This window comes from Bradyrhizobium sp. AS23.2 (assembly GCF_001908185.1).
Taxonomy (GTDB): Bacteria; Pseudomonadota; Alphaproteobacteria; order Rhizobiales; family Xanthobacteraceae; genus Bradyrhizobium.
This window is the reverse complement of record NZ_LGHM01000383.1, coordinates 1-7,926: the sequence shown is the minus strand read 5'-3', so window position 1 is coordinate 7,926 and position 7,926 is coordinate 1. Positions and strand designations below refer to the sequence as shown.

Genomic DNA, 7,926 nt, shown 5'->3' with positions numbered 1-7,926 from the left:
GGCCGCCGATGTAGGCCTCGAACCAGCCGGCAAAATCCCCGGCGGCATACGGCGGCGGCATGCCGATGTCACCGAGATAGCCGGTGCAATATCGCGCTGGAATGTTCATGCAGCGGCAGAACGAGATAGCAAGGTGCGCGTAGTCGCGGCAGACGCCTTTGCGCTCGTTGAACACTTCCCACGCCGTCATGGTCGCGCGCGCATGCTCGTAACCGAACGCGATGTGGTTGTGAACGAAATCGCAAATCGCCTGGACTCGCGCCCAACCAGGCGTTGTCTGCTCAAACAGCTTCCATGCAACATCGGAAAGCCGATCAGTCTCGCAGTAGCGACTGCCAAGAAGATACACGATCGTCTCTGCTGGCAAGTCCTCGACCGCGTGTTGCGAAGCCGAGGGCACAGTGACGTCCGGCAGACCAGTGTCGCGAACGATACCATCAGCCGCCAGGCGCATTTGACCGGTTGGAGCAACGATACGGCTGCACCAATTGCCGAAGCCATCGCGGTATGGGGAGATCAAAACTGGGGGGTCGGTGGTCAGATCATCGGGCACGATCACATCTGATGCCCGGGTAAAATGAATGCCCATGACCACGATCACGGGCGTGGGCTGCGGAAAGTCATAGATCATCTCATAGCCGACCCGGATTCTCACTCAGCGTCCCTCTAAAGTCGATTGGATCGGCTCCACTGCTTCGATCTCGTGTATGCTAACGCTACACTTGTGAGCGCAAATACGCGTAAATCCCAACGCGCTGGCGGTGTTTGGGTTCCTGCCATTTCGTTGAGCAATACCTACTAGAAAGCCGACGCTGTTTTGACGTGGACTTCCACATTCATCCCAAGCTCATCCTCGCGATCCCCCCAATACGTGCCGAACAAGGGGATGGCCTGGCTCGGGACCCTGGCCACCGCAACGCGGATCAGATCTCGGTTTCCGACGATTCCATTGGTCGGATCGAACTCGACCCAGCCGGAACCGGGGACGTAAATCTGGCACCAGGCATGGGTGGCTCCCCCTCCCAGCCAGGTAGGTCCGTCGCGATCCGGCACGTAGATATAGCCGGTGATAAAGCGCGCGGCGAAACCCAAAGTGCGCGCGGCTTCAATCATCAGAACGGCAAAGTCCCGACAGGTGCCTTTCCTGAGTTCAAGTGTTGTGGAGGGACTTTGAGTTCCTGGCGCCGTGCGGCGGTCATACGCGAATCCATCCGAGATTGCTTCGTTGAGCGTCATCAAGACCTGGCCCGTCGGGCGTCTCGTTCCGCGCGTGAGAAACGTGTCCAGCCATCGACCGAGATGATCATCCGGGTCGGAGAACCATCTCTGAACATACGGTGCCAGGTCAGACGCTTCTTCCTCATGATACGCGAATGGATGGTCTTTCGCGTAGTCTTCAATTCTAAAGTCTGGGGCATTCTCCGGAGTGTGATCGAGCTTGATGATACAATCGAATCGCAAGTGATCGCTCAGACAGTCAAAATCGACGTGCGCAACGCAATTCCCGAAGACATCATGAAGCCATCTCACCTCTGAGGGCTTGGGCGTTACATCGAGCGAAAAATTGATCAGTCGTTGATCAAAACTGTCCCGCGGGCGTGCCATCAATTGATGCCGGCCGAGCCTTATCGCGCGCTTGTACCGATATGTTGTAATATGCCGGACGATGAAGATCGTCATGATGTCGTTGCAGATGCTCGTCGACGAAGGGTTAAGGGGTCATAATTGGCTCGGATCACGGAGCGGTCGTTTTCCAAACAAGGAAGACCGACGGGAATAGTATCTGAACTTGCTAAGAATTTGCGAAATCTTCGGAGATCGTGGCGCAAGCGATGTCATTTAAGGCAGGCCCGCATTCCTGGAAATACTCGATAACCGGACATGGCCCAAACGACGTTTCTGCCCCCCAAACGACGTTTCTGACCCATCTTGGACATCGAGCGACGTCCAATCGGCGGTCCAAAGCACCGAGAGAATACGACGTGGCAACTGCCCTAAATTTGTAATCTCGGCTAACGACATTTAGCGCGACTCTGACGCATGTTAGTTGCCAATGTGGACGTGCTATGCGGCGTTTCTTCGCTGGAACGCTATTTCGCAAGAATCCTGATCGCCAGATTGGTGTCACCGAAGCGCCGCTCGTAAGCGCGAATATAAGCCTCTTGCGAGGGCTTTAGGTGGCGTCGCGCGAGCGCAATCAGGTCGTCGCGGCGCGAGGCCCGCAACGCTTCGATCATTTCGATGTGGTCGCGACGCGCTTGGTCGAGGGCTTCGGGAAACGCATTGGCATATGACCGAATGCCGTAAGTTTTTTGCGCGAGCAGTTCTATCGCCTCGATCAAGCATGTATTTGAGCACAAGCCGAACAGCATCTGATGAAAATGCAGATTGCTGTAGAAAACAGTGAGCAAGTCGCCGACGTCGATCGCTGCGCTGTGCTCTCGCTGCAGTTCGGCGAGTTGATCGAGATCGCTTTTGGCGACGGGGAAAGGAAGAATGCGGATGGCCATGACCTCCAACTCCTCGCGCACTGCATAGATCTCTCTCACCTCCTTCGGCGTGAGGTCGCGAACGATGGCGCCACGGTTCGGGATACGCTGGATAATTCCCTTCTTCTCGAGCTCGAACAGAGCAAGGCGCACATCCCCCCGATGGGTCTTGAAGCGCTCACATAGATCCTGCTCGACCAAGCGCTCGCGCGGATAGCGTCGGCCGAGAACAATGTCCTCTTCCAAGCTCCTCGCGATCACGTCAGAGACTGATTGCTTGCGGATGGAGACATTCAGCTCGTCCTGAGCTGCGCGCGGTGTCCTGGCCCGAACGGGACGAGTCACAGGTTCTCGCTTGGCGGGTCGAGCAGCCATGGCAGTGCTTTCTCGCGTTGAACTTATGTATATAATATCAAACTATATTGTAAACAATCCAGATTGGCCTTAGGCTTCTTTCAGGGTATCAACCAGGCTGAGACTTATGAAGGTCCTTGGTCAGTCGCGCAGGAGGTTCGGAGAGCAAGAGCGGTTCATGCTTCTTTTGATCACGCCGGCAGCGCTTTTGATGGCGTTGTTCCAAGTCTTGCCGATTGCGATTGGCGCCAATGCCAGCTTCCGGGACTGGGCGTTGAACAACCCGAAAAAAACCTGGGTCGGTCTGTCTCACTACATCGATGTCATCACGGATCCCGCATTCCTGCAGGTCGTGCTGCCCAACACATTCCTATTCATGGCCGTGAGCGTCGCCGGGGCGCTAGCGATCGGGCTTTGTCTCGCGCTCGTGCTCAACCGCGGATTCCGTGGCCAGAAGCTGGTGCAGACAATGTTGTTGCTGCCACTGATGGTCGCCCCTGTGATCGCGGCAATCATGATGCGTTGGATGTTCAATGATCAATTCGGAATCGTCAACGTCGTGCTTGAAGCGATCGGGATCGAAGGCCAACCGTGGATGGCACAACGCTGGAGCGCGTTCGGAGTCATATTGCTTACCGATATATGGCTATGGACGCCGTGGTTCATGTTACTGTTGCTAGCCGGTCTGCAATCTCTTCCCAAGGAGCCATTCGAGGCGGCGGCGATTGACGGCACGACCTCGTGGCGGGTGTTTCGCTACCTGACGTTACCTATGCTGCGTCCGGTGATTGTCGTATGCGTGGTGATCCGCTCGATCGATGCGTTTCGTACTTTCGACATCGTGTGGACGCTGACCGGCGGTGGTCCAGCGCGTTCGACGGAGCTTTTCAGCCTCTACGCTTACGTTCACGCCTTTCTCAATCTCGACTTTGGCAAGGGATCGGCAGCGGCCATTGTCGGCGCCGTCATCATTTTGGTGGTCGGGCTGCTGCTTTACCGCCTCATGGACCGCGTGATGAAGGTTTAGCCGTGGGCATGGTGAAACAACCAGTGTTCGCCGAGATCGCGCCTGCCGCACGGCGTGCCTTTTTTGCACTCGCGGTTTTCGCCGTGTGTCTATTGTTCATATTCCCGGTGCTGTGGCTCATCCTCACCTCGCTGCGACCGGTATCGGGTGTGTACTATGTTCACCGCGGCCTCGAGTTCACTCTCGGCAATTTTGCGGAGGTGCTGCGCGACGAGCGCATCGTGCACGCCTTCGTCAATAGCGGTTTGATCGCGACGCTCGCGACCGTGCTCTCGCTCATGGTCACGGTGTCGAGCGGCTATATGCTGTCGCGCTTCCGCGGTCCGATCGCCAGAACCTGGTTTGGCACGATCTACGTCTTCCGATGCGTGCCGTATATCTCGTGGGTGCTGCCGCTGTACTTCGTGACCCAGAGCTGGGGCATCTACGACACCTATCTCGGTTTGCTTTTGCCGCACATTGCGGTCCATATCTGCTTCTTTTCCTGGCTCATGAAAGGCTTCTTCGACGGCATCGATCCCTCAATGGAATATGCCGCGTTGATCGATGGTTGCACCCGATGGGGAGCATTTTTGCGCGTTGCGTTGCCATCGGCCATTCCGGCGATCTCGGCATTGGCGGTATTGTGCTGGCTGTTTACCTGGAACGAATTCTTGTTTGCACTCATCCTCACCGGCCAAAAGACTCCGGTCATTACCGTAGTCATGGCGCAATTCGTGAGCGAGATGGGTCTGCAGTGGAATCTGATGAGCGCCACGGCGGTGATGGCCTTGCTGCCGGCATTCGTGCTTACGCTGTTCGGACAGAAATATGTCATCCGCGGGCTGAAAATCTAGCGCAGACGCCCGGCAATTGCGTGAAGAGCAACAAGAAAAAGAGAGTCAACCAAGTGGGAGGTAGCGATGAAGTGGTTCAAGACATCGATCATCAAGACTTGGGTCGTCGCCTGCGCGGCCGGGATCTCGCTTACGGCCGGCGCCGCGATGGCGCAAGACAAGGAGCTCCGGATTGGGTACCAACCCAATCCGATTCAAGACGCGTCAATTGCAATGATGGAGAAATGGGGCGCAAAGAACGGGGTCAAGATCACCAAGATCCCGAACTCCTACGGTGTCTACGTCGAGAAAATGACGGCGTCTCTGACGTCGAATTCAGATCAATACGACGTCATTTGGCACAACGACGATTGGGGCCAGCTCTGGGCGCACTTGCTCGAGCCGACTGACGATATTGAAAGTCTTAAATACGCGGACAAATGGGGGATGGCCGGCATCATCTTCAACAACGCACAAGGCCAAAACACAGTCGTGCCAATGGGCCAAACCTTCGGGGTGTTCTATTATCGAACCGACCTCGTCAGCGAGAGCGAATTGCCCAGGACATTGGACGATTTGGTGAAGATCAGCAAAAAACTGCAGGCTGAAGGCAAGGTGAAGTTCGGCTATGTCGGCGGCATGGCCATGAACCATACCTGGTTCACCTGGTTCTGGTCGATGTGGAGCAACAATTGCGACGTGTTGTTGCCGGTCTTCGAGCGAGCCAATGCGAAGCTGGCCGCCAACAACTGGAAGTCGGCGCTTGAGGAACCGTGCATGCGCCAGGCGGCCGAGTTCTGGTGGGACGCGATCAATACCCACAAGATCAGTCCGCGCGGCATGCCTGCTTATGACCGTAACGAGGCCAATGCAGTATTCATGGCGGGCGATGCCGCCTTTACGGTAGGCGATTCAGTTTACTGGGCGACGTTCAACGATCCGGCGAAGTCCAAGGTTGCCGGCAAGGTCAACATCACCTTCTTTCCCCTCGGTCCCAACCGCAACGAGCCGATGGCCTGGAACGACATCTGGGGCTGGGCAATTCCAAAATCCGTTCCAGCCGAGCGCAAGGCTCTCGCCAAGCGGATGCTCTCCGACATGATGCTCGATGAGGAGGGTCAACGCGAGTTGTGGAAAAGGACCGGCGCCCCGCCGCCCAACAAGGAATTGTGGGACAAGATCGCCAAAGACGACGTGTTTATGCAGCAGCTGAAGAAGTTCAATCTCGACGTTACCAACAAGGTGCGCTCAGCTTACTACTTCGAGAAATGGCCGGGAGTACACAAGGCCTTCTCCGATGCGGTGATCAAGGCGGTGACTGGCAGCCGCGAAGACATTCCAAAGGCCCTCGCCGCTGGTGCGTCCCTGGTGACCAACGCAGCGAAATAGTAGCCGCGAATGCACGCCGCGCTTGTGCGCGGCGGGACTTCATTGCGAAAAAACGGCGAAAAGAATGTCTGAAGTCGTACTCAGCAAAGTCAATAAATATTACGGAGAGATCCATCACGCGGTGAAAGACGTGGATCTTGCCATTGCCGACGAGGAATTCGTCGCCTTGGTCGGACCGTCCGGCTGCGGAAAATCGACCACGTTGCGCATGATCGCGGGACTTGAGGATATCAGCACCGGCGAAATCCGAATCGGTGACCGGGTTGTGAACGCTCTGCCGCCGAGGGATCGCGACGTGGCCATGGTGTTCCAGAATTATGCGCTGTACCAGCACATGAGTGTCTACGACAACCTCGCGTTCGGGCTGCGCAACAAGAAGGTGGCCGAAGACAAGATCAAGAAGGAGATCGACCGTGCGGTCGGCATCCTCGGTTTGAACGAATTGTTGCAGCGCAAGCCGCGCCAGCTTTCCGGAGGGCAGCAACAACGCGTGGCTTTGGGCCGCTGTATCGTGCGAAATCCAAAGGTATTTCTATTCGACGAGCCGTTGTCCAACCTCGATGCGAAATTGCGCACCCAGATGCGTCTGGAGATCAAGCGCTTGCGCAGTCGCGTGCCGACGACCTCGGTGTTCGTGACCCACGATCAGGTCGAGGCCATGACCTTGGGCGATAGGGTCGTGGTGATGATGGATGGACGCGTTCAGCAGGTGGGGACGCCACTCGAGGTCTATGGCAACCCGGCGAACAAGTTCGTCGCAGGCTTCATCGGTGCTCCATCGATGAACTTCCTCAGCGTGAAGATCAGTGAAGAGGGGTCCAGTCTTTTCGCCGACGCACCGTTCTTGCGGCTCGCTCTGCCATCGGCAAACAATCGGGCGCTGGCTTCCTGGCGGGGCAAGAAGGTATTCATGGGTATGCGCCCCGAGCATCTCTCGCTCGGTAACGAGATTTCGCAATGCTGCTTCAATGCCGGTGTCGAAGTGGTTGAGCAACTGGGTTCTGAAATCATCCTTGAAACAAGCGTCGGAGATGCCCGGGTAGCCGTCGCGCGTGTCGACCCGCAGGTCCCTTTCACGGTTGGCGAAACGATTCCGCTCTCGGTTCAACCAGAACGCCTGCACTTCTTCGACCCAATAACCGAAGTGGCGATCCGATGAGTAACGAGCACATCGAGGAGGTTACGCGCAACTTCCGTTCCTGGCCCTTCGCGACATATTGCGGTGCCACGCCGTTTCGGTCGCAAGTGGGACGAAGCGGACATCGGATGTCGGTCATGATCGGTGGGGTTCGTCGCGAATGACCCAATGCGAACATGCGCAATCAAAATTCTATTCCTGACCCAAGACCAGCGCGGGACCTACTGATCGCACACCCTGAAATTGCACAAGAAAAATAAGAAACTATTAGAGGAATCCAGATACTGATACTCTGAGAGGGCTTCACGGCTCCCGAACGTAGCCATGGATCGGTAGAGTGACGCGGAATGAAAGCAGTGTCTCGCGGTCTTACTGATGCTTAACAATTTGTGAGCGGCGCCCCACGATGCGTGGATGTGCGCACTCCGTTATCCCATCGGGTAAGGGGCCGGTGTGACAAATCAACTCAGCGAAATTCGACTCTTGTGGATCGCAATTGCAATTGTCGCAGCCATCGACTTTATATGGCTTCGCGCGGCTGGGATGTCGGTGGCTATCGACCCAACGAAAGCGATTACTTTCTGCGCGGCCGCTCTGCTCGCCTTTGTTTACACGAGGCTGAGGCCGGATCGGCGTATCGCTGAGCTTGCTACGGCCTGCGCTCAACTCGTTGCCTTTACGGCTGCGGGCGCGATCTTAAGTTATCTGACCGTC

7 protein-coding genes and 1 pseudogene are annotated in these 7,926 nt (G+C 56.4%); 5 read left to right on the top strand and 3 right to left on the bottom strand.

What is annotated here, in order from left to right:
- The 3 genes from AC630_RS42365 to AC630_RS42355 form a co-directional block, all read right to left on the bottom strand.
- Positions 1-655, bottom strand: a 655-nt coding sequence (locus AC630_RS42365; RefSeq protein ID WP_074124384.1) for a transglutaminase-like domain-containing protein, incomplete at its 3' end; no start/stop codon positions are given.
- 143 nt (positions 656-798) lie between these two features.
- Complete coding sequence (locus AC630_RS42360) at positions 799-1,680, bottom strand: transglutaminase family protein (protein WP_074124379.1); 882 nt, start codon at positions 1,678-1,680, stop codon at positions 799-801.
- Between the two features lie 410 nt (positions 1,681-2,090).
- On the bottom strand, positions 2,091-2,864 hold the full coding sequence (locus tag AC630_RS42355; RefSeq protein ID WP_143198789.1) for a GntR family transcriptional regulator: 774 nt from the start codon (positions 2,862-2,864) through the stop codon (positions 2,091-2,093).
- A 157-nt stretch (positions 2,865-3,021) separates the two neighbouring features.
- On the opposite strand from AC630_RS42355, the gene AC630_RS42350 reads away from it, so the two are divergent.
- From AC630_RS42350 to AC630_RS46580, 5 genes and pseudogenes are all read left to right on the top strand, one after another.
- The gene (locus AC630_RS42350) at positions 3,022-3,870 is read left to right on the top strand and encodes a carbohydrate ABC transporter permease (protein ID WP_245330680.1); all 849 of its coding nucleotides are present in this window, start codon (positions 3,022-3,024) and stop codon (positions 3,868-3,870) included.
- A gap of 8 nt (positions 3,871-3,878) precedes the next feature.
- Positions 3,879-4,706 (top strand): carbohydrate ABC transporter permease, encoded by an 828-nt coding sequence (locus tag AC630_RS42345; protein ID WP_074124381.1) that lies wholly within the window; start codon positions 3,879-3,881, stop codon positions 4,704-4,706.
- Between the two features lie 147 nt (positions 4,707-4,853).
- Positions 4,854-6,074 carry an extracellular solute-binding protein gene (locus AC630_RS42340; RefSeq protein WP_245330679.1) on the top strand — a complete coding sequence of 407 codons (1,221 nt, stop codon included), beginning with the start codon at positions 4,854-4,856 and terminating at the stop codon, positions 6,072-6,074.
- A gap of 64 nt (positions 6,075-6,138) precedes the next feature.
- Complete coding sequence (locus AC630_RS42335; RefSeq protein WP_074124373.1) at positions 6,139-7,233, top strand: ABC transporter ATP-binding protein; 1,095 nt, start codon at positions 6,139-6,141, stop codon at positions 7,231-7,233.
- A 432-nt stretch (positions 7,234-7,665) separates the two neighbouring features.
- A pseudogene (locus AC630_RS46580) lies at positions 7,666-7,926 on the top strand (hypothetical protein); the annotation flags it as partial.

Coding starts and splice junctions, on each gene's coding strand:
- AC630_RS42350 (WP_245330680.1), top strand. CDS start 3,022: ATGCTTCTTTTGATCACGCCGGCAGCGCTTTTGATGGCGTTGTTCCAA.
- AC630_RS42340 (WP_245330679.1), top strand. CDS start 4,854: ATGGCGCAAGACAAGGAGCTCCGGATTGGGTACCAACCCAATCCGATT.
- AC630_RS42345 (WP_074124381.1), top strand. CDS start 3,879: ATGGTGAAACAACCAGTGTTCGCCGAGATCGCGCCTGCCGCACGGCGT.
- AC630_RS42335 (WP_074124373.1), top strand. CDS start 6,139: ATGTCTGAAGTCGTACTCAGCAAAGTCAATAAATATTACGGAGAGATC.
- AC630_RS42360 (WP_074124379.1), bottom strand. CDS start 1,680: ATGACGATCTTCATCGTCCGGCATATTACAACATATCGGTACAAGCGC.
- AC630_RS42355 (WP_143198789.1), bottom strand. CDS start 2,864: ATGGCTGCTCGACCCGCCAAGCGAGAACCTGTGACTCGTCCCGTTCGG.